Genomic DNA, 20746 nt, shown 5'->3' on the forward strand with positions numbered 1-20746 from the left:
AATATGATTTTTTCTGCGGCAATGTCAATTCCACTTGTGGTGTCGGTCTTGATCGAGGCCGATTGAGCGGCATTGTCTGTTTGCCTTTCTTGGATGTCAATAGCGTTCGACTGATGAGAGAAGCAGCTAGTCAGGGTTTGCAAGCGTGGATAATAGTGACACCGGGTCTTTCGCCTAAGCGACCAAATAGAAGTCATAATTGATCGAAAAAAAGCATGCGCCAGTGGCAGTGGTGAGAGGATTCATTTTCCGATGGCACAGAACTCGATACCAAGCATGCTTGATCTAGATACTTGTTCAACGCATTTTTAGTCGTGAGACTGATGCTGCGTACTTAAGCGTATATGTAAAATTATTCTTGAGTGCCAAAGATTCGCAGTATCATCGCAATATCATTTTTAGAATACCGACAAGCCCATGCGTCTATTTAAGCCTCGCCCGCAGTTAGCTGATTTACCTTGTGTTGCGATGGAGGTCGACGCGATCAAAATCTTACCAAGCGCAAAGCAGTTTCGACTCGAACTTCTACAGCAGTTTGCGCAGGCAAAAACGCGTATTTATTTATGTAGTTTGTATTTGCAACATGATGAGGCGGGGCAGGATATTCTCGATGCCTTATATGCGGCTAAACGCGCTAAACCTTCACTTGATATCAAAATTTTTGTGGATTGGCATCGTGGTCAGCGTGGCCTCATCGGGGAACAAAAGACGCCAGGCAAAATGGCCGGCAATGCCGCCTGGTATCAGATTCAAAGTGCGCAACAGAATTTCGTCATTCCGATTTATGGCGTACCGATTCAGACCCGTGAATTATTTGGTGTCTTGCATCTCAAAGGCCATGTGATTGACGACACGGTGATTTATAGTGGCGCGAGCATCAATAATGTCTATCTGCATCAACAAGAAAAATATCGGCATGACCGCTACTGGCTGATCAAGCATGCGGGTTTGGCAAACTCAATGCTGAATTGGATGCGACAATACTTTTTGGGTTCATCGGCGGTATGTCGCTTGGATTTACCAGAAGTACCAACGACCAAAGCGATTCGGCCAGATATTCGCGCCTTTCGTGAATACTTGAAAACCGCATCTTATGTCCTCCCTCAGTCCACGAGCGTAAATGAGGCGCAAAGTCTAAGTGTGACCAATTTGGTTGGCCTGGGAAAAAACAATGCACTTAATCGCAGTCTGTGTCAGTTATTGGCGTCCGCTGAAAAGCAAATTACGATTTGCACACCCTATTTTAATTTTCCGTTAGCGATCACGCGTGAAGTGAATCGTGCTTTGAAACGCGGTGTGAAGGTGAAAATTATCATTGGTGACAAAACCGCCAATGATTTTTATATCGCGCCAGAACTGCCATTTAAGGCAATAGGGTGTTTGCCGTACTTGTATGAAATGAATCTACGGCGCTTTGCCAAAATGCACCAGCCCGATATTGCTAATGGCAGTTTACAAATTCATCTATGGAAAGACGGTGACAATACCTACCATTTGAAAGGTTTGTGGATCGATGATCTTTACACGCTGGTGACGGGTAATAATTTAAATCCACGTGCTTTTGGTTTGGATCTGGAAAATGCCTTATTGTTCGTCGACCCTAGGGGTGAGCTACTGCCGCAACGTCAACAAGAGCTCAATGCGATTTTGCAGCACACCACGGTGATCACGCATTATCGCGCTCTGGAGAAACTTCAAGACTACCCACCCAAAGTAAAGCAACTATTGCAACGCTTAAGCAGGGTACGTCTGGATCGTCTTGCTTATCGCGTATTGTGATGATATCGATTTGTATAGGATAAGCGATTAGTCGGCGTGACAAGTGAATCACCAATGTTGTATCTCAGCCAAACTTCCTGTTAAGTGGTGATTAAATCCTGGGTGCTCGGTACGAATCGGGCAAAATAGGATGTCGTTCTTTCCTAGCTTCTTGAGCCTGCATCCATTACCGTATAACAGGAGACTGCAATTGAAATCGAATTTTACTAAGTTACATTCCGCATTACGCCCTATCTGCATCGCGTTGGCGATAGCAGGCGTGAGTAGTTCCTCGGCCTTTGCTGCTGACAGTGAATTGAAACTCGCGATTGCGAAAAACTACAACGCGCAATTAAAGCCATTATTTGAACATTTTCATCAAAACCCTGAATTATCATTCATGGAAACCAAGACCGCAGCACGTCTGGCAAAAGAGCTACGGGCGGCAGGTTTCGAAGTCACCGAAGGCGTGGGCAAAACCGGCGTGGTCGCCATGTTGAAAAATGGCCCCGGTCCGTTGGTGATGTTGCGTGCCGATATGGACGGCCTGCCTTTAGAAGAAAAGTCGGGTTTGCCTTACGCCTCTAAAGTTCAACAAAAAGATCCCGATGGTAAAGACCAATTCGTCATGCACGCTTGCGGACATGATGTCCACATCACCAGCTTGGTTGGTACGGCGGTACAAATGGCCGCGCTTAAAAATCAATGGTCGGGCACCTTGATGTTGGTCGGACAACCGGCTGAAGAGCGTGTTGGTGGCGCTGCCGCGATGATGAAAGACCAAATTTGGAAACGCTTTGGTCAGCCGAAATATGCTTTAGCTTTTCACGTAGACTCTGGTTCTGAAGCTGGCAAAATTGTAGCTGAAGAAGGTTCACCTTATTCCGGCGTTGATACCGTAGAAATTACCGTACATGGCATTGGTACGCATGGTGCTTATCCGCATTTGGGTAAAGATCCGGTGGTGATCGGCGCGCAAATTGTGCTCGCCTTGCAAACTATCGTCACCCGCGAAGTCGCGCCGCGCGAACCAGCCGTGATTACCGTAGGCTCCTTCCACTCTGGCACCAAATCTAACATCATCTCAGATCAGGCCAAGTTGCAGTTGAGTGTGCGCAGCGAGAGCAAGGAAACGCGAGAATTATTATTGGCAGCGATCAAACGGGTTGCCATGAATACGGCGCGTGCAGCAGGCTTACCGGAGAATTTATTGCCAGAAGTGGTGGAACGCGATACGCCAACGCCACCAACTTTAAATGATATTCCGCTCACTCAGCATTTGAAAAAAGTGTGGACAGCCAAATTAGGAAAAGACGCGTTTGCTACACCAAAGATGCGTGATGGAATGGGCGCAGAAGACTTCCCGTTCTTCACTAGCGATCCTTATATTCCTAGCGTGTATTTCTCGATTGGTGGCACTCCGAAAGCAGATTTTGACAATGAAAAAAAGGGTGGTCCAGCAGTGCCTGGACATCATAGCCCGATATTCAAAATTACGCCTGAGCCAGCAATTCGTGCTGGTGTTGAAGCGAGTGTGATTGCTTTGTTGGACTTGTTGAAGAAATAAATTGATTGATAAGAAAAAACCGCCCAAAAGATCAGGGCGGTTTTTTATTGTGCTGACAGCTTAACGCAGAGTGCGATTAAATAAATCCAAGGTGCGTTGCCAAGACAATTTGGCGGCAGCCTGATCAAAACGTGGTGTCGTGTCATTATTAAAGCCGTGCTCCACGCCTTCATACACAAAGCCTTGATATTTCACACCAGCGGCTTTTAATGCCTCTTCATACTTAGGCCAGCCAGCCACAAGGCGTTCATCTTTGCTCGCATGATGTACCAGTACTTCGGCTTTGATATTGGCGACAGCATCGAGAGCTGGCGCGCCGCCATAATAGGGAACTGCGGCAGACAGATCGGGAATTTTTGTCGCAAGAAAGTTAGCGATCGCACCGCCATAACAGAATCCAACCACACCGACTTTGCCATTGCCGCCAGCAATCGTTTTTAAGACGCCCGCAGCAGTGAGAAAATCTTCGCGTGTCTTCGCCTGATCTAATTTTGGAAACAGTTCGCGAGCCTTGTCTTCTGTGCCAGGATAGCCACCGAGTGGGAATAAAGCATCGGGCGCAAAGGCGATGAAATTGTCTAAGGCAACACGACGTGCAACATCTTCGATATGCGGATTCAAACCACGATTTTCGTGCACCACCAATACGGTTGGTAAGGGGCCTTTAGCATTAGCAGGTTTAACTAAGTAACCGCGCAATGTGCCGTAGCCGTTGGGTGATGGGTACTCAACATAGCTTGCAATAATACGTGCATCATCCGGCTTAATTTGCTGCGCCTGAGCAAAGTTTGGGCTTAGGGCCAACAACAAACCTTCGGCAGTCATGGCACCAGCGGCATACTTGCCAGCTGAACTCAAGAACCCTCGACGATCGATCCCGCCATGTACATACTGATCAAATAACTGTAGTACTTCGGGATGAAAATCTTTGGCACTTTGTTTGGGAAATTCTTGTGACATTCTTGCTCTCCTCGTTAGTGTTCGTATGGTTTGTTGAACGCGATGGTTTGCTCGCGCTCGTTACAATACACAGAAACATTCAAGCTTGCTTGAGAGTATGTAGAAAATGTTGGCGAATATGAAAAAGTCGACATCATCACGCTGGATTTGATGTCGACTTTGTTGGTCGTTATCCGAACTTTACCAAGTGCTAAAGCATGAAAAGTTTAGGGAAGCTGTAGCGCTTTGGCGATCTGTTTCCAATTGATATATTTAAAATTTTGTGCTCCATCTGGTAGATGTTTATGGCCATCTTGTACCACCAAAATGCCATCTTCATAGCCTGTCCCAAAACTCGCAGAGCTCACTTCTAAACCATCCGTCTCTGAGCTACCGTCTATGCCTTTCTCAATATTGAAACCAATACGAAATTTTCCGCGATAGCGAAATGGTGCTTGTGCATCGTAGATGACATAGCTATTGTCGCCTTGGCTGGACACCACAAGGTAGGTCTCTTTCTTACCGTGATACAGCGCTAGGCCTTCGACATCCGCATGTAGCTGTTCCCCGACTTTGGCGATGAGTTTTAGCGGGCTCGCCTGCATCACATCGGCATTGGTCAACCACACACCACGCTTTTCTTCACCGATGAATAGACGTGCATTTTTGTCGTCCACGACACAACCTTCTGGTTGTGTTGCAATCTTCATCTGTCGTAACTGTGTGCCCTGATATGCGCTATTCTTACGCTCTATGCGCCAGTGTTGTACCACGCCATCTTTGTCATTCACAAAGGCTTCTAGCCCACCACGACTAGGTTGATATAAACAAGTGCCGTAAATATCTTTTAGGCCTGTTGCAATGCGGCTGACTTCGCGTACAGAGCCATTTTGATCAATGTCAAAGATGACTAAACTATGGTCGTCACGTTGGGTCGCGATAGCGATATCGCTGACACCATCTTGCCACTGAATTTGCTGACGTACATCGACGTTATTCAGACGACCGACTTCCAGTAATTGGGTTTGCTTACCTTGCATATCATAGACCAGCAATCCCTGTTTTTTGTTCGTGCCAAGAATGCGGCTCTGTTGACTATCAAGCGGGTGACGCCAGATCGCTGGATCATCGGCTGCGTCGCCGAGGCGACTCATTTCCTCGGTTTGAGCTTGGGGAAGTAGAACAGGGATAGCTGCAGTTACGGGCGATACTTTGCTTGCGAGGCTAGTGATCGCAATCCAAGTCTTTTTACTATCATCGCGTAGGAATAAGTTTCGTTTTCCTGGCGTGTCAACTGAACGCAGAATGCCTGCTTTCTGAGGCCAAGCGGCATGTGTTTTTTTAGAAAATTGTTTGTTAATCTTCCAATCTTGTTTTGCTGATGTTGATGTCGATAACGAGATGTTGCTGCCCGCAGCATCGAGTATCGCAATGCCGTTTTGCATCGCGTGTATTGCATGAGCACCATGTTGCAATCGTCCGTATGGCTGACGCAATTCTACTGCACCACGTGCGGCATGACTTTCTGATTGCGCAGCGTATGCCCACACACCAAAATCTTCTTCGTTCACATATAAGGTCTCGGTGCGGTCATCGACTTCACAGGATTTTGCGTTGGCTGGTAATGCGAGGTTCCGCACTAAGCGTGCTTGATTGTCTTCTAAGATCCACTGTTGCGCGTGGCCACTTTTTGCAATGACGAATAGATGCATAAGCTGCTGTTGATCGCGATATAGGCAACTGGACTCTAGCGCACTGGTAGCTGCAGGTAGCGACGTCTGTAATTGAAACTGTGCTTGTTGAATGCGAATCGGCAAGACATTTTGTGTGTCGCTATCAATTAAAGCGGCAAGCGCATAATTTGCGCTTTCGCGCACATCAAACTGTTTTGCACGCACTTTCATAGAAGTGAGCTCTACACCACTTGCTGATAATAGTCGTAAAGATTTTTTGTCCAAAATCAACCAGTCACCATTATTCAGTTGGCGAAAATCTAAGGATGATTTTACAAATTCAGGTAGTGTAGGCGCTGGTGAATTGGCACTTGAGGTATTGACCGTCAGTGCTGTCGTAATCAGCATGGCTGCGCACAGCGTGCGTTGCCATTGTTGTGAATGTGTTTTCTTTTGGGTTTGCATAGCGAAACAGTATTCTTGAAAAATGTTATCTATTCAGACTCTATTGGAGAACGACTTTTTGTTAAACAAGAAGTCGATCATAAAACCTAAATAGTCACGAAAAGTCTCGATGACCGAATCGTAGGCGTTGCAGCGATGCTGCGATTCGGCCGGCGCTGACTAACAATAAGACGCTTGTTATGAATATCTGTCAGTTAAAAGTTGATTTTCAAACTCGCTTTGTACGTACGTCCATATTGCTCATATTGGGCGTTGAGTGACTTATTACCCAGATACACATAGTAGATTTCATTGTTGAGATTGTTCGCTTCAAACACGACTTGATAGCGGCGATTAATTTGGTAAGACAATGAGAAATCGAGCTGCTTCTGGGTATCGACCATACGATCCTGATCAGTCGCCAGAATGTCTGACCCTAATTCCAAAAGATAAGGTGACTTATAGTTGAGTGCCAGACGCGTACTAATCGCACCATCTTCGTAACCTAACATCAAGTTGCCAACGCGGTCGGATTGCCCCGGTAGTTTAATGCTACGGGTCTTGTAGCTATTGCTGGCTTTGTCGAAACGTCCAATGCTAGCGTCAGATTGACTCAAGCTCAGGTTGGCAGAAAAAATCAAATGATTGAACGGTGCTGGCAGCATGCGTAAAGATTGGCTATACCCGAGTTCAATACCTTGTACTTTAGCCTTATCACCATTGGCATAACTAATCGCACTGGTGTAACCGGTCCACGGTGTAGTGCCAGCCAGATTGGTGGTGTAGGTGAAGTTCTTGATATCTTTATGGAACAGATAGGCCGATACACTGCCATCGTCTTGCAAGCGGCGTTCGATACCAAAGTCGAGGTTGCTTGCTTTCATAGGATTGAGCAGAGGATTGCCAATCTGCGCTTCGGTGCTGCTAATCATATTAATCCCGGGTGCCAGTTGACTAAAATTGGCACGCACCACGGCATTCGTCCACGCTGCACGCAAACTAGTTTTGGCATCGACATCGTAGCGACCTTGTAGCGTCGGCAACCAATTATTGTATGAACGTGAACTTTGATTTGGCGTGGCGACACCAGCGACAATCTTATTCCCAGAAGCATCGAATTGCGTGCGTTCTAATCGTGTTCCGACCAATATGCTAAAGTTCTCAGCATGAAAACCATTTTGAATATAGGCTGCATCAATGTTTTCATCCATAGAGAAATCATTGATCGCTGATTCTACTGTCGAACGGGCAGCGGCGCGATTCGCACCCGAGACGCGAGCACGCAATGCCACAGGGTCTAATCTCGAACCGATACGTCCTAGTGGATAATCGACTTCTTGACCAACAAAAGATGACATCGAAGTTGGACCGGCACCCCAATAATTTGCTGCGCTCGTACTGCTGCTAAAGGCAAATTGATCCGTGTCATTTTTCTTGTTGCGCTGACTGGTCTTGAGTCCGAATTTCAATTTCGCATCCCAATCGCCGAGATCGAAGGTTTTACCGAGATCAACGCGGGCATGATGTTCTTTGTCGTCAGAAAAACGAGTCTGAAAGGTCAATGCATTCAAGGCGAATTTGCTAGCATCGTAGGCGCTGGCTGGCGCGTTGAGTTTTGGTAAATTCGTTTGTGTGAAGCTGATGTCGTTGAAATTGGACGTGCCACGGAAGCGTGCATCGTTCAGCGCATCTGGCGTGTCATCAGAAGCGGTGCTTTGCGCAATATTCGCTTCGAGCTTCCAACCTTGTATGTGTTGCTCTGTACCCAATAAGAGTGAGGTGATTTCTTGTGTGTATTTGCGTTGACGTAAACGACGTTCTAATCGTGCAGTTGCAGGTACGCTTTCAGTTAAGGCACCGCCGCTGACATTACTTACGGTTAGGCGATCACGTACTTCGTCATCACTAAATTTACTCATAAAACTGCGCATGAAATAACTGCTCTCAGTATTTGGTCGCCAATCTAAATTGAGTGCAAATGCTTGACGTTCACGCACTGGCAAATAGTCGCGCAATTCGAGGCCAGACAAACGACCATTGCTCCATGCGCCGCCAGTCTCCAAATTATCGGAGCCGAATTCGCGCTTCTCCATGCTTAAACCAGCGGCAATGCCGAACTTGCCATCGAGCAGACGATCGGCAAATAAGAGTCCGACGTTGGGACTAGTTTTTTTGATGTTTTCATCATAGCTGACACCTGCATTCAAGGACATCACTTGCTGTGGTAAGTCGAAGCCGGTGAGTGCTTTTACCTCGACCGTGGCACCGAGTGAATTGGCATCCATATCTGGACGCAAAGTTTTGATGACTTCCAGAGTGCGGATAATTCCTGACGGCAGCACGTCGAGCGCAACCGCACGGCGGCTCGCTTCTGCTGAAGGCACCAGTGCACCATTGATCGTGATGGCATTTAAATCTGGCCCTAAGCCACGCACGGTGATGTAGCGTCCTTCACCTTGATCACGTTGCACGGAGACGCCAGGTAAACGCGCCAACGCCTCTGCTGCATTTTTGTCAGGTAAAGCACCGATGTCATCACTGCTAATGACGCTGACGATGTTGTCGGCTTTTTCTTGTATCTCTAAAGCTTTACGCATACTTGCACGTTGACCGGTGATGGTGACACTTTGCGGCTCATAGGCAATTGTGCCACCCATAGTCGTTTGCGTCTGTGCTTGTGCTTGCATCATGCAGAGTACGCCGAAGCTAATTGCGCTGACTTTGCCAAGTATCGCGGCATTGTTGGATGGGCGTACACGTTTTGCGGTGGGAACTGAATACAAGTTGGTTTTATGTTTCATGATGGACGGGCTTGTTGAGAGGATGGAAAAGCCCGCAGTCTAGGAGTCAAATGTGTCAGTTGCGTTACAGCGGATTTTTGATTGCAGCGCTAAGTCTGGTTTTCAAGCTATTTGATAATGTTGTCTCTATTTTTTTGAGCTGAAATGACCATCTGCCCGTATCCGTGATTCTGTGGAATATGCCTAGACTAGGCGTGAATTGCACCGACATCTTTTGTCTGTAGTGGAGTGATCGACTGATGCAATGTAATAATCCAAGAGACCTCTGCACAAGCTACTACGCGACCGAATTTTGAATCTGCGTTGCTCGCTGTGCCTTAGCACAGGTGCGCCTCTCGTTCCAAACTTCGACCGCTCGCTATAGTTGTGCAGAGTTCTCTCCCATGCAATCTTTTGTGAGCTGTTTGCACCTGTGTTGTTTTATTCTGCAGTTTGTTAAGTGAACAGATAATTTGCGGCGATGTCATTTTCTCGTCATACACAAGGTTTACTCTCGCGCGATTCGTCCAGATTGGATGCTCATCGTCCTTCATTGTCTTTATGATGCTATCTCTCCATAAAACGCCACTCGCCTTATTATTGCTCACGACACTCGTGACATTTTTAGCTTACAGCACCGTCGGTATTGCAAAACCATTGGATACCATACAGTGGCTTGATGTCATTGCAGAAGGCGGCACCGCCTTGATGGCTGGCTTGTGGCTATTGATGACGCTCAGCAGCAGACCACGCGGCAAAGTTACGTACTTATTAGCGGCTGGCATGGGATTGATTATGCTAGGCGCTTGGTCTGATTGTATGGATGAGTTTTATCGGGTTGGCAAAGAACAAGGCTGGGATCACTGGTTAGAAGCCATATTTACCTTGGGCGGCATGTTGGTATTGACAGCTGGATTGTACTTTTGGCGGCATGAACAACTTTCACTGAATCAGCATTTGCAAAAACGTGAACGATTGTTCCGCGATCATCGTGCCTTTGATCGTCTCACGCAATTAGTGGATGCAAATTATCTTCGTCGCCTGATCGCGATGGAGCAGGAGCGTCATCCTCAAGTATCGAATTGCGTTGCGCTGTTGGATATTAATTCCTTCCATGTATTGAATCGCGATCACGGTGTGGCAGAGGGAGATCGCGCCTTGCAAGCGGTCGCCCACATGCTATTACTGAATTTATCCAATCAAGATGTGTTGTGTCGCTACGCTGGAGATCGATTTGCGATTTATATGCCGGCGATCACGATTGCCGACGCTCAGAAAAAAATTGACCATTTATGCACGATGGTGGCGCAGATGCATTTCTACGCGCAGAACCAACAAGTCCAGATCAGCTTGCGTGCTGTATGCAGCGAGGCACTTGAGGAACTAGATGTATTGCTGGCACGTTTAGAGCCATTAGATCAAAAAGCTGTGTTCAGTGAAGCCACAGAAACGGTAGTCAGGCTGTCGCCCACCACCGTCTACAGCTAGATCGTCGGTACCCACGTGCGCTATTTTTCCAGTAACGAAGCTTGTCTGTTTGCCCAGCATCACACGATGCTGGCATGGCAGAGCGCGCAGCGTTTTGAAGTTGATTTGGATGGCGCGCGTAAGGCGAGCAAATTGTGTGCTGATGATTTTAGTCAGCCAGAACGCAAGATCAGCCCCGAACAATACTTAGCGCTATTGCAGTATTTGGCGCAGTATCTAGCGCGTCATTCCCAAAGTAAAGACATCAGCTTTGCGCTAGGTCAGCACATGTTGCCAGGGCATTATGGCAGTGCTAGTCAAGCCCTATTGCACGCCAAAAATTTACGTCAGGCTTTGCAGATACTCGTGCAATTTCAATCATCATTGTGTCCGTTGCTAACACCCAGGGTGAAAGAAGAAAATGGGCAAATGATTTTGTATTGGATGGATCAATGGGGTGCGCCAGGTCTATTGCCGTTTTTGGTCGAGAAGCACATGACTGCGGTAACGGCGATGTGCCGCTGGCTGAGTGAGCAACGACTGCCGTGGCGGTACTGTTTTAACCGTAGTCGCGCAGCGCATATCGAGCAGCATCAAGTCCACCTAGGGCATGACTTGCGTTTTGATTGCTACCTCGATGCGATGATTATTCCCAGTGACTACTTAGATATCCCATGGCCACGCGCCAACGCCGTCAGCGCCGAGCAAGCGATTGCGCAAGCGAATGCAGAATTGGCGCAACAAGCACCCGTGCAAAGTATTATTCCGCAACTATATGACTACCTAGCGGCGAACTTGCGATGTACACCTAGCTTAGAAAAAGCAGCTCACCATTTTGACTGCAGCATTGCCACCTTCAAACGTCACCTAGCCAGACACGGCACACACTTTCAAGCGGAACTAGATCAAGTTCGCACGCACATGGCGCTTTACCTATTTCATTTTCAATCTATGGATAACGAAGGCGTTGCTGCTTATCTTGGTTTTCATGATGCAACGAATTTTCGTCGTTCATTTAAACGCTGGACTGGGCGGACGCCTAGTTTGTTGCGTTTGGCTTTGGAGTAGTGTTAGATCGATCATTGACGATCAAAAAACGTATAAGCAAACGCGAAATCATTCGTTTTCAAATCTTACTCGCATCTTTAATCTCCACACATCGATTTATTAATTATCTGTGTGGAGATCAAAAAATGAAGTTACTGAAAACCCTAGCTTGCGCTTTCACAATTGGCGCAGCAGCTCTGACACCATTCGCGTTGGCTGCAGACGTCACATTACTCAATGTCTCCTATGATCCAACCCGTGAGTTATACCAAGATGTAAATGCGGGGTTCGCTAAACTTTGGCAAGCCAAAACAGGAGATAAACTGAGCATTAAACAATCCCATGGTGGTTCAGGAAAACAAGCACGCGCGGTGATTGATGGCTTGGATGCCGATGTGTTGACACTGGCTTTAGCCTACGACATTGACGCGGTTGCAGAGAAAGGCTTGCTCGATAAAGCTTGGCAAAAACGCCTTGCGCATAATGCTTCGCCTTATACATCGACAATCGTATTTTTGGTACGTAAAGGAAATCCGAAAGGAATTAAAGATTGGAACGATTTGGTGAAGCCGGGCGTTGCTGTGATTACGCCGAATCCAAAAACCTCTGGCGGGGCGCGCTGGAATTATTTGGCGGCTTGGGGTTACGCGTTGAAACAAAAGGCTGGGACGAATGCGAGTGCCAAAGATTTTGTCCAGAAGTTATTTAAAAATGTGCCCGTATTGGATTCTGGCGCGCGAGGTTCTACCGTCACGTTTTCTGAGCGTGGTATCGGCGATGTTTTGATTACTTGGGAAAACGAGGCTTATCTAGCATTGAAAGAATTTGGTGCCGACAAACTACAAATCGTCACGCCGAGTTTAAGCATTTTGGCGGAGCCACCTGTGACTGTGGTGGACAAAACCGTTGATAAACGGGGTACGCGTAAAGTGGCGGAGGCGTATCTAAATCATTTGTACACTGAAGAAGCCCAAGACATCATCGGCAAACATTTTTACCGTCCTACATCTGAACGTGCCGCGAAAAAATATGCAGGTCAATTTGCAAAAGTCAGTTTGTTTAAGATTGATGAAGTATTTGGTGGTTGGACTAAGGCACAAAAAGAACATTTTTCTGATGGAGGTGTATTCGATCAAATTTATCAAGCAAAGTAACTTTCGTTTTCTTTGAGACGTAAGCGATGATTTCTACCTAAGTAAAATTTAGGCGTAAAGATAGATCGTGTTTGCCAGTCACTTTGGCCCCCAAGCAAAGGCGACGTTGAGGATTCGCGAGGATGTGTTGTTGGACGTATTGTTAGGCCTATTGTTAGACCTATTGTTAGACCTATTGTTAGATCTATTGTTAGAGACATTATTTATCAAAACTTCCCCCCCTTTGGTTTTGACGAAGTGATCAGTTTAAACTGATCTTGGTGTTGCGCGACTTAAAAATGTTTTCAGAGACTTTAGCTCTAGAGACATTTTTAATGTCGCGCTTTTTTACATATCTACATTCGCTGATTGTGGAAATAGAGTGCATAAATCATCTAAGTAAGTGCAAATTACTTCGTTTGTTTTTATTGATTCGTCTTTTAATCTGTACTGATTCAATTGATGTGATCGGAGAAGATAATGACTTATGTAGGATTAAATCACTACCTCAATAGCTTGCCAACGCAGAGTGGTAGCCATTTATTTTCAGGTAAAGATGGACGTATTTCTGCGCGATTTTTCAACGCGCGTTTAAGCAGTGTGTTTCAACCGATACGATCGAGCGTAGATTGTCGATTGTTAGGGTATGAGGCTTTTGTAAGGACGCTGTCATTGAATGATCAAGGGCTCAGTATTTGGAAATTGTTGGAGCATGCAACTACCGATGACGAGTCTGTTGAACTTGATCGTCTGTGCCGCTTACTTCACGCAATTAATTTTTTTCGTCAGACCGTCATGGAAAAAAGCGATTTGTATTTGAGTGTGCATAATCGCTTGTTGACCGCAGTCGCTGGTAATCATGGTGCGGCATTTCAGCGCGTACTTTCCAAGTTAGATATTCCACAGAAAAATATCGTTTTGCAATTGCCTGCGATTGTTCCAAGTCAGCGTTGGGCAATCACACACGTCGCTGAGAATTATCGTCGTAATGGATTTCGTCTTGCGGTTCATGCACAAAACATTGAGCAGGCGTTTGACTTACTAGAGCGCGTGCGTCCTGATGTGATTAAGCTCCACCTACATAGCAGTCTTGCCGATAAAGATGTCTGGTTGTTTGAAGATCTATTGAGACAAGCGGCGCAACAAGCTTGTTTGATTGTTGTGCGTAAAGTGGATCAATTACAGGCATTTCATAAATTACGTGAGTTAGCAGATGATCGTCTTCTATTTGCAGTGCAAGGAAATGCCATTGATATTGCGCGCTCGAATTTGATAGACGCCGTGGTGAAATCATCACCCAAGTTCCAAGTCAAGAATGGCTTTGGTGACAAGTCTCAACAAGCTTGTTGTTGAGTGCTAGAGCGGCGCTTTAGCTTATGCAGAAATCGACTATAGAAATATGAAAAAAATCGTTTTCTATATAACTTTACCGTGCAATCATGTGATGTCTATAGCTAATTCAGTAATAAAGGCTTCGCATGGCATTCCTTTCAAAAAATCGGGCGAAGGCGCGACGGGTGATACCCGGCTTTCACTTATCGGTGGGATTTACCTTGTTTTATCTGGGGTTGATCGTTCTGATTCCTTTGTCCGCTGTTTTCCTTAAAACCTTCACGATGACCTGGGATGCCTTTTGGCAGACCGTGACTTCTGAGCGCGTGATGGCATCGTATCGTCTGACTTTTGGTGCGTCGCTGCTGGCTGCTTTTATTAATGTGATTTTTGGCGGCATTTTGGCTTGGGTTTTGGTGCGCTATAAATTTCCGGGTAAGCGATTGATTGATGCTTTTGTCGATTTACCGTTCGCTTTGCCGACCGCGGTGGCAGGGATTACTTTGGCGACTTTGTATGCGCCGAATGGATGGTTAGGAAAGTTGTTGGTGCCGTTTGATATCAAAGTCGCCTATACACCATCAGGCGTGTTAGTCGCCCTGATTTTTATCGGCTTACCCTTCGTTGTGCGCACTGTGCAACCAGTATTAGAAGAAGCGGAAAAAGAATTAGAAGAAGCGGCGATCAGTTTGGGCGCTAGCCATTGGCAGACATTCGTACGAGTGATTTTCCCTACCATTTTGCCTGCCGTGTTGACCGGTTTCGCGCTTGCTTTTGCGCGTGCGACTGGGGAATATGGTTCGGTGATTTTCATTGCCGGCAACATGCCTATGATTTCTGAAATCACGCCCTTATTCATGATTACCAAACTCGAACAATACGATTACGCAGGTGCAACGGCGATCGCTGCCGTGATGTTGATTATTTCCTTTATTTTGTTATTGGCGATTAATGCGCTGCAAGCTTGGACGCGTAGTCGTCAAACAGCAGGGAGAGAATAATGACGACACAAACTGTAGCGAATCCACGGATAGAACCACCTCTGCAACTGCAGGCGACTTTAGAGCCCATATGGGTGCGAGTCTTGTTGCTCACGGTAGCACTGGCGTTTGTCACTTTGTTTTTGTTCATACCTTTGGTTGCCGTGTTTACTGAGGCTTTGCGAAAAGGCTGGGATGTGTATCTGGCATCTATTCAAGAACCGGATGCAGTGTCTGCGATCAAACTAACCTTGATTGCTGCTGGTATTGCCGTACCTTTGAATTTGGTTTTTGGTGTTGCGGCAGCTTGGGCTATCGCTAAGTTTGAATTCCGCGGTAAAAATGTTTTGCTGACTTTGATCGACTTACCATTTTCTGTTTCACCAGTGATTTCTGGTTTGATTTATGTCTTGCTGTTCGGTGCGCAAGGCTGGTTTGGTGAATGGCTGCGCGAGCACGATATCAAAATTTTGTTTGCGGTACCAGGCATCGTGTTGGCAACAATTTTCGTCACCTTTCCTTTTGTTGCGCGCGAATTGATTCCTTTGATGCAGGCCCAAGGTAGTGAGGAAGAAGAGGCGGCTTTGGTATTAGGCGCATCCGGTTGGAAGACTTTCTGGCATGTGACTTTACCGAATATCAAATGGGGTTTGTTATACGGCGTGATCTTGTGTAACGCACGAGCCATGGGCGAGTTTGGCGCGGTGTCGGTGGTGTCTGGGCATATCCGCGGCGAGACCAATACCATGCCTTTGCAAGTGGAGATTTTGTATAACGAATATAACTTCACGGCAGCGTTCGCAGTCGCTTCATTGTTGACTTTATTAGCGCTAGTCACACTGGCTTTGAAAACCGTCGTGGAATGGAAGACTGACGAATCACGTCAGCGGACGCTACAGGAATAGCTGTAAATACCTCTGCCACGAACGCTAAGTAGAGGTCGAAAAAAAGCTCCCTCTCCCGTGGGCGGGAGAGGGTTGGGGTGAGGGCGGTTCAGATTTGCGAAATGCTGATTAGACGCCAAATCAAAGCCCAAGATCATGCTCGGAGTGAGAAGGTGAAACATCAATCTACTTGCTCGACGTCCCTCATCCCCAACCCTTCTCCCGCTAACGGGAGAAGGGAGTAAGTCTGTAAATATTTGAAAGATTGGAAAAAACATGAGCATCGCTGTTAATCAATTACAAAAACGCTTCGGCAATTTCACCGCCCTAGACAATGTGTCTTTAGATTTTCCGAATGGCGAATTAACGGCATTGTTAGGGCCATCTGGCTGCGGCAAAACGACTTTGCTGCGCATCATCGCTGGTTTGGAATATGCGGACAGCGGTCAGGTTTTGCTGGATGGTGAAGACGCCTCAAATCAACATGTGCGTGAACGTCAAGTCGGCTTTGTGTTCCAGCATTACGCCTTGTTTAAACACATGACGATTTTTGAAAACATTGCTTTTGGCTTGCGCGTGAAGCCACGTCATTTGCGCCCAACAGAAGCGCAGAATAAAGAAAAAGTGACTAAATTATTGGAACTGGTACAGCTCGATTGGTTGGCGGATCGTTACCCACCGCAGCTCTCAGGTGGACAACGTCAACGTATCGCTTTAGCGCGTGCCTTGGCGGTTGAGCCACGAGTCTTGTTACTGGACGAACCCTTCGGCGCTCTCGATGCCAAGGTACGTAAAGAGCTGCGCCGCTGGTTACGCCGCCTGCATGATGAACTACACGTGACCAGTATTTTCGTCACTCACGATCAGGAAGAGGCACTTGAAGTCGCAGACAAAATCGTAGTGATGAATCACGGTAAAGTGGAACAAGTCGGTGCACCGAATGAGGTCTATCAACATCCCGCGACACCGTTTGTTTATGGATTTTTGGGGAATGTGAATCTGTTCCATGGTCGCGTGCACGAAGGCGTATTAGATGCCGATGGTGTCGCCTTTGATGCGCCTGGACATGCCGATACCAAAGATGCAGTTGGCACGGGCTACGTGCGTCCACATGAATTAGATATTGATCGCTATACAGCGGGCGCGTCCGGCTTGGTGGTGAAACTACGTCGCGTGCATGGCATAGGCCCACTCGCTCAATTGGAGTTAGTACGTGAAGATAATGGTCAAATCGTGGAAGCCATGATTAGTACCGAACGTGCCGTGCATTTGAATCTACAAGTCGGCGAAGCCTTGGTGGTGAAGCCAAAACGCTTACATGTATTCGTCGATAATGTGAATGCCTAGGAACGATTATGAATTTCCAACAATTACGCTCCATACGCGAAGCCTGCCGTTGCGGTTATAACTTAACCGAAGTGGCGAATGTTTTATACACCTCGCAACCAGGCGTGAGCCGTCAGATTCGCGAAGTGGAAGAAGAACTGGGCGTGGATATTTTTGAGCGCAACGGCAAGCGACTGACCGGCTTAACAGAACCGGGAAAAGGTATCTTACCCATCATCGAACGACTGCTACTAGAAGCTGAAAATTTACGTCAAGCGGGTAATGATTACTCCGATCAAGCGCGTGGGACTTTAGCGATTGCAACGACGCATACACAAGCGCGTTATGTCTTGCCGAAAGTGGTGCAACAATTTCGCTTGGCATTTCCCGAAGTGCGTATCGCTTTACAACAAAGTGCGCCAGAGCACATCGCAGAATGGGTGTTGTCAGGTAAAGCCGACATCGGCATTGCAACAGAAGGTTTGTCGGCATTTAAAGACTTAGTTTCATTCCCCTGCTATGAATGGAACCACGTGGTCGTAGTGCCGGATGGTCATCCATTATTGGCGCATGAGAAATTAAGCTTAGAAGACCTCGCCAATTATCCTTTGATTACCTACGACATTGGCTTCACTGGTCGTGGGCATATTGATGACGCGTTCAAACGTGCTGGATTGCGCACCGATATCGTGTTAACCGCGATGGATTCTGACGTGATTCAGCAATACGTGTCACTAGGATTGGGTGTAGGTTTGGTCGCGTCGATGGCGATAGAGTCAGGCAATGAAAACCGGCGTGCACAAGGTTTGCGAACGATTTCAGCTTCGCACTTATTTCAATCGAACGTGACACGATTGGCAGTGCGACGCGGTGCCTATTTACGCGCATACACTTACGACTTCATACAAAAATTCGCGCCTGATTTAAGTCGCGACGACATACGATTGGCTTTGGTTGATCACGCAGGTGAATAGATTTATTGGCGTGACTACACTTTGAATTTGCCAATACTCTAAAAACTATTTTGCTACTTCCGCAAGTTCATCAAGAGCTAGGTCACCCAAATGCTCAATATCTCCCCAACTGACAAGTGAGAGCTGACCATCTTGATAGACAAAACGATTGATACTGGCGTTGTAAATGGTGATGGTGCGTTCTGCATTGAGTGGTAAATTCATTGCTTCACGATACGCACATTCGAGTACACCGCCGTGAGCGACTAAGGCGATTTTCTTGCCTTCGAATTGTTGGGCGTGGTGCACAATACTATCGATCGTGCGTTGATGAAATTCGCGTATGCTTTCGCCGCGATTATTACTGTCATCCGGTTTAGGCGGGAAATGAAAATCGGGATCACGTTGTCGCCAATGTGCATATTCTTGCGGATACATTTCAGGTAATTCGCTATATAGCTTGCCTTCAAAATCGCCAAAGCAACGCTCGCGCAACGCTGCATCAATGCGTGTTGGTAGGCCTTGTAGTCGGGCGATTTCGCCTGCGGTTTGCATGGCGCGTTGTAGGTCACTAGAAATAATCGCGGCCAGTTTTTCGTGTTGCAAACCGGCGGCTAGTGCTTTGGCTTGACGTCGACCTTCGGCATTGAGAGGGATGTCTAAATGCCCTTGCAATTTGCGCACGGCATTCCAGGCGGTTTCGCCGTGGCGTATTAAGAGAATATCGGTCACAGCTTATTTTTCAATTTTGGATTTGGTTTGCAACCAAAATGTCACCGGGCCATCATTGGTCAAGGAGACTTGCATATCGGCACCGAATTGACCTGTTTCGACCAAAGTATGCTTGTTGCGTGCCTGCGCGACAAAGTGATCGAATAGCTGCTTGCCCAACTCTGGTGGAGCGGCGGGTGTGAAGGATGGTCGCGTACCCGACTGCGTGTCAGCGGCTAGGGTGAATTGAGGCACCAACAGCAATCCGCCTTGCACATCCGTGACGCTGCGATTCATCTTGCCAGCGTCATCGGCAAACACACGATAGCTGAGCAATTTTGTTAGTAATTGCTCAGCGTCTTTTTCGGTGTCGTTTCGTTCCGCACATACCAAAACCATCAAGCCAGTTTGGATTGCACCTATGGTCACGCCTTCGACCACAACATTGGCGTGACGAACGCGTTGCAGTAAAGCGATCATGCTGTCAACGTGACCTTGGCGAATTTACGTTTGCCAACTTGCAGCACCACGGTTCCCGCTTCAACTTGTAATTGCTTATCGCTGATCACAGCGCCATCAATACGCACGCCACCTTGATCGACCATACGCATGGCTTCGGATGTTGAGGCGCAGAGATTCGCTTGCTTCAATAATTGCGCAATCCCGACTGGCGCGCCGCTTAATGTAATTTCAGCGATATCGTCAGGAATACCACCTTTAGAACGATTCACGAAATCGGTCAATGCGTCGTCTGCCGCCTGCTTGCTATGGAAGCGGGTTACGATTTCTTGCGCAATCGCGACTTTGATATCGCGTGGATTTTGGCCTTCTGCAACCGATTTTTTGTACTGGGCGATTTGTTCTAGTGAACAGAATGACAGCAGATCGTAGTAGCGCCACATCATCTCGTCAGAAATGCTCATGACCTTAGCAAACATCGTGTTGGCTGGCTCGGTGATCGCGATGTAGTTATTTTTCGATTTGGACATCTTTTCGACGCCATCCAAACCTTCTAATAAAGGCATGGTCAAAATACATTGCTGTTCTTGTCCATAGTCTTTTTGTAGCTCACGACCTACCAGCAGATTAAATTTTTGATCCGTACCGCCTAGTTCTAAGTCGGCATGTAAAGCGACCGAGTCATAGCCTTGCATCAAAGGATACAAAAATTCATGGACGGAAATTGGCGTGCCCGCTTTAAAGCGTTTGGTGAAATCATCACGCTCCATCATGCGTGCGACTGTGTATTTCGAAGACAATTGAATCAAGCCACGCGAACCTAGTGGATCACACCATTCGGAGTTGTAGCGAATTTCTGTCTTGCTGGCATCGAGAACCAAGGATGCTTGTTTAAAGTAGGTTTGGGCATTTGCTTCAATTTGCTCACGGGTCAACGGTGGACGCGTAGCATTGCGACCAGATGGATCGCCGATCATGGAAGTGAAGTCGCCGATCAAGAAAATCACTGTGTGGCCGAGATCTTGCAATTGACGCATTTTGTTCAAGACCACGGTGTGACCGAGGTGCAAATCTGGCGCTGTAGGATCTAGACCTAATTTAATGCGTAAAGGCTTGCCGGTTTTTTCACTGCGCGCTAATTTTTGTGCGAATTCGGATTCAATCAAGAGTTCATCGACGCCGCGCTTGGTGACAGCTAATGCATGCTGCACCGCATCAGAAAGTGGCAAAAGAGTGGTTGCGCTTGGCGCTTTGTCATTATGTTGTGGCGAAGTCATGATTCAGTCAGCTAAA

The 20746-nt window shown here is 47.0% G+C and carries 16 protein-coding genes; 10 read left to right on the top strand and 6 right to left on the bottom strand.

Features of this window, described 5'->3' with window-relative positions; all coding sequences use genetic code 11:
* Positions 1-417 precede the first annotated feature (417 nt).
* Together pssA and H8K52_RS05445 are read left to right on the top strand one after the other, a co-directional pair.
* A complete protein-coding gene (pssA, locus tag H8K52_RS05440; protein ID WP_186921879.1) occupies positions 418-1779 on the top strand; it encodes a CDP-diacylglycerol--serine O-phosphatidyltransferase in 1362 nt (453 codons plus the stop codon).
* A gap of 190 nt (positions 1780-1969) precedes the next feature.
* Entirely contained in the window at positions 1970-3325 is a 1356-nt protein-coding gene (locus H8K52_RS05445; RefSeq protein WP_246464295.1) for an amidohydrolase, read from the top strand.
* A 60-nt stretch (positions 3326-3385) separates the two neighbouring features.
* On the opposite strand, the gene H8K52_RS05450 is transcribed toward H8K52_RS05445, so the two are convergent.
* The 3 genes from H8K52_RS05450 to H8K52_RS05460 form a co-directional block, all read right to left on the bottom strand.
* Entirely contained in the window at positions 3386-4285 is a 900-nt protein-coding gene (locus tag H8K52_RS05450) for a dienelactone hydrolase family protein (RefSeq protein WP_186921881.1), read from the bottom strand.
* 206 nt (positions 4286-4491) lie between these two features.
* Positions 4492-6402 carry a phytase gene (locus H8K52_RS05455; RefSeq protein ID WP_186921882.1) on the bottom strand — a complete coding sequence of 637 codons (1911 nt, stop codon included), beginning with the start codon at positions 6400-6402 and terminating at the stop codon, positions 4492-4494.
* 194 nt (positions 6403-6596) lie between these two features.
* The gene (locus H8K52_RS05460; protein ID WP_186921883.1) at positions 6597-9182 is read right to left on the bottom strand and encodes a TonB-dependent receptor; all 2586 of its coding nucleotides are present in this window, start codon (positions 9180-9182) and stop codon (positions 6597-6599) included.
* Positions 9183-9725: 543 nt separating this feature from the next.
* Here H8K52_RS05460 and H8K52_RS05465 point away from each other — a divergent pair.
* The 8 genes from H8K52_RS05465 to H8K52_RS05500 all read left to right on the top strand — a co-directional run bounded on the left by H8K52_RS05465 (position 9726) and on the right by H8K52_RS05500 (position 18304).
* A complete protein-coding gene (locus tag H8K52_RS05465) occupies positions 9726-10649 on the top strand; it encodes a GGDEF domain-containing protein (RefSeq protein ID WP_186922000.1) in 924 nt (307 codons plus the stop codon).
* A 15-nt stretch (positions 10650-10664) separates the two neighbouring features.
* Positions 10665-11696 carry an AraC family transcriptional regulator gene (locus H8K52_RS05470; RefSeq protein WP_343044134.1) on the top strand — a complete coding sequence of 344 codons (1032 nt, stop codon included), beginning with the start codon at positions 10665-10667 and terminating at the stop codon, positions 11694-11696.
* Positions 11697-11821: 125 nt separating this feature from the next.
* Positions 11822-12829: a sulfate ABC transporter substrate-binding protein gene (locus tag H8K52_RS05475; protein ID WP_186921884.1), complete on the top strand. Its 1008-nt coding sequence runs from the start codon at positions 11822-11824 to the stop codon at positions 12827-12829.
* Between the two features lie 459 nt (positions 12830-13288).
* Positions 13289-14161: an EAL domain-containing protein gene (locus H8K52_RS05480; RefSeq protein ID WP_186921885.1), complete on the top strand. Its 873-nt coding sequence runs from the start codon at positions 13289-13291 to the stop codon at positions 14159-14161.
* A 125-nt stretch (positions 14162-14286) separates the two neighbouring features.
* Positions 14287-15141, top strand: a complete 855-nt coding sequence (gene cysT, locus H8K52_RS05485) for a sulfate ABC transporter permease subunit CysT (protein ID WP_186921886.1) — start codon at positions 14287-14289, stop codon at positions 15139-15141.
* Entirely contained in the window at positions 15141-16025 is an 885-nt protein-coding gene (cysW, locus tag H8K52_RS05490; protein ID WP_186921887.1) for a sulfate ABC transporter permease subunit CysW, read from the top strand. The genes cysT and cysW overlap by 1 nt, the downstream gene beginning before the upstream one ends.
* Before the next feature lie 255 nt (positions 16026-16280).
* Entirely contained in the window at positions 16281-17351 is a 1071-nt protein-coding gene (locus H8K52_RS05495) for a sulfate/molybdate ABC transporter ATP-binding protein (RefSeq protein WP_186921888.1), read from the top strand.
* An 8-nt stretch (positions 17352-17359) separates the two neighbouring features.
* The gene (locus H8K52_RS05500; RefSeq protein ID WP_186921889.1) at positions 17360-18304 is read left to right on the top strand and encodes a CysB family HTH-type transcriptional regulator; all 945 of its coding nucleotides are present in this window, start codon (positions 17360-17362) and stop codon (positions 18302-18304) included.
* 45 nt (positions 18305-18349) lie between these two features.
* On the opposite strand, the gene H8K52_RS05505 is transcribed toward H8K52_RS05500, so the two are convergent.
* From H8K52_RS05505 to tyrS, 3 genes are read right to left on the bottom strand one after another with little or no spacing between them, the layout of a single operon-like run.
* On the bottom strand, positions 18350-19015 hold the full coding sequence (locus H8K52_RS05505) for a histidine phosphatase family protein (protein ID WP_186921890.1): 666 nt from the start codon (positions 19013-19015) through the stop codon (positions 18350-18352).
* A 3-nt stretch (positions 19016-19018) separates the two neighbouring features.
* Positions 19019-19474 carry a D-aminoacyl-tRNA deacylase gene (gene dtd / locus H8K52_RS05510; RefSeq protein ID WP_186921891.1) on the bottom strand — a complete coding sequence of 152 codons (456 nt, stop codon included), beginning with the start codon at positions 19472-19474 and terminating at the stop codon, positions 19019-19021.
* Complete coding sequence (tyrS, locus tag H8K52_RS05515; RefSeq protein ID WP_186921892.1) at positions 19471-20730, bottom strand: tyrosine--tRNA ligase; 1260 nt, start codon at positions 20728-20730, stop codon at positions 19471-19473. The genes dtd and tyrS overlap by 4 nt, the downstream gene beginning before the upstream one ends.
* Between the last annotated feature and the right edge of the window lie 16 nt (positions 20731-20746).

This window comes from Affinundibacterium seohonense (assembly GCF_014284305.1).
GTDB classification, from domain to species: Bacteria; Pseudomonadota; Gammaproteobacteria; order Burkholderiales; family Burkholderiaceae_D; genus Undibacterium; species Undibacterium seohonense.

Excerpts from the sequence above, each read along its gene's own strand:
- pssA (WP_186921879.1), top strand. The coding sequence starts at position 418 with ATGCGTCTATTTAAGCCTCGCCCGCAGTTAGCTGATTTACCTTGTGTT.
- H8K52_RS05450 (WP_186921881.1), bottom strand. The coding sequence starts at position 4,285 with ATGTCACAAGAATTTCCCAAACAAAGTGCCAAAGATTTTCATCCCGAA.
- H8K52_RS05455 (WP_186921882.1), bottom strand. The coding sequence starts at position 6,402 with ATGCAAACCCAAAAGAAAACACATTCACAACAATGGCAACGCACGCTG.
- H8K52_RS05460 (WP_186921883.1), bottom strand. The coding sequence starts at position 9,182 with ATGAAACATAAAACCAACTTGTATTCAGTTCCCACCGCAAAACGTGTA.
- H8K52_RS05465 (WP_186922000.1), top strand. The coding sequence starts at position 9,726 with ATGCTATCTCTCCATAAAACGCCACTCGCCTTATTATTGCTCACGACA.
- H8K52_RS05475 (WP_186921884.1), top strand. The coding sequence starts at position 11,822 with ATGAAGTTACTGAAAACCCTAGCTTGCGCTTTCACAATTGGCGCAGCA.
- H8K52_RS05480 (WP_186921885.1), top strand. The coding sequence starts at position 13,289 with ATGACTTATGTAGGATTAAATCACTACCTCAATAGCTTGCCAACGCAG.
- cysT (WP_186921886.1), top strand. The coding sequence starts at position 14,287 with ATGGCATTCCTTTCAAAAAATCGGGCGAAGGCGCGACGGGTGATACCC.
- cysW (WP_186921887.1), top strand. The coding sequence starts at position 15,141 with ATGACGACACAAACTGTAGCGAATCCACGGATAGAACCACCTCTGCAA.
- H8K52_RS05495 (WP_186921888.1), top strand. The coding sequence starts at position 16,281 with ATGAGCATCGCTGTTAATCAATTACAAAAACGCTTCGGCAATTTCACC.
- H8K52_RS05500 (WP_186921889.1), top strand. The coding sequence starts at position 17,360 with ATGAATTTCCAACAATTACGCTCCATACGCGAAGCCTGCCGTTGCGGT.
- dtd (WP_186921891.1), bottom strand. The coding sequence starts at position 19,474 with ATGATCGCTTTACTGCAACGCGTTCGTCACGCCAATGTTGTGGTCGAA.
- tyrS (WP_186921892.1), bottom strand. The coding sequence starts at position 20,730 with ATGACTTCGCCACAACATAATGACAAAGCGCCAAGCGCAACCACTCTT.